At 49.5% G+C, this 1,096-nt stretch carries 2 protein-coding genes; both read right to left on the minus strand.

Translation table 11 applies throughout. The features are described 5' to 3' along the window. Nucleotides 1-813 (minus strand): FAD-dependent oxidoreductase (locus tag IDAT_RS12810; protein WP_034734433.1); only part of this gene is annotated, 813 nt, incomplete at its 3' end. A 55-nt stretch (nucleotides 814-868) separates the two neighbouring features. Then, nucleotides 869-1,096, minus strand: a 228-nt coding sequence (gene merP, locus IDAT_RS12815) for a mercury resistance system periplasmic binding protein MerP (protein WP_034734436.1), incomplete at its 5' end; no start/stop codon positions are given.

Consider the following 1,096-nt stretch of genomic DNA (forward strand, 5'->3'; position numbering starts at 1 on the left):
CGTACGGCCTGTGGCCACGAGCAGTTGTTCTGCTTTTAATGTTCCGGCATTGGTTTTGAGAATGAAGTGTTGTCCGTCGTAACGCACTTCGCTGGCTTCTGTATGCTCAAGCACATTGATGCCTTCGCGATCAAAAACAGTCGCTATTGCTTCACCAATGGCAGGCTCGTCTTTGGATAACACCCGACTGCGAGCCAAAACAGTAACTTCACTACCGAGACGCGCGAAGGCCTGTGCTAATTCAAGAGCAACGACCGAGGCTCCAATAATAGCGAGGCGTTTAGGAATGTTACTTAGCTCTAATGCGCTTGTCGAAGTAAGGTAAGGGGTTTCAGCTAAGCCGGGGATGGGGGGTTGTGCGGGTCGGGCCCCGGTGCCGATAAAAGCACGGTCAAAGTAAACCGTTTGCTCACCGCCATCGCGAAGTGATACGGAAAGAGTTTCATCGTTTATAAAGCGGGCTTCGCCGTTAATAACGGTAATGGCGGAATTCTCTCTAAGAATACTCTGGTATTTGGATTCACGGAGTTCTTCTACCCGAGCCTGTTGTTGCTCGAGGAGAGCTGATCGATTTACCTTAAGAGTATGAGTACTTAAGCCTTTATCAAAAGGGCTTTCTCGCCGCAGTTGGGCGATATGAGCCGCTCGGATCATGATTTTAGACGGGACACAGCCAATATTGACACAAGTTCCGCCAATAGTACCTCTCTCAATGAGCGTCACTCGGGCACCTCTCTCGGTCGCTTTGAGTGCCGCAGCCATCGCACTGCCGCCGCTACCAATGACAGCAATGTGTAAATTGTTATTACTCATAACGGTTACTCCTTGGTCTTTCAGTTTTACAGCAGCTATAAGGCATTGTGATGTTTCATGACTGATTTTTTGGTGCCGTTGCTTTCAGTGTTGATGGGTATCCTGCATTTGTCGTTGCTTCAGTGAGCTGCTTAACTGACGTTTTTTCGTCGTCGAATGTCACGGTTGCATCCCGCTCTTCAAAACGGACATCGACGGCGCTCACACCTGCAACTTGGCCAAGTGCAGCTTTGACAGTAATTGGGCAGGTGACGCATGTCATACCGGGTACTGATAGCGTAAC

It is taken from the genome of Pseudidiomarina atlantica (genome assembly GCF_000753735.1).
Classification (GTDB): Bacteria; Pseudomonadota; Gammaproteobacteria; order Enterobacterales; family Alteromonadaceae; genus Pseudidiomarina; species Pseudidiomarina atlantica.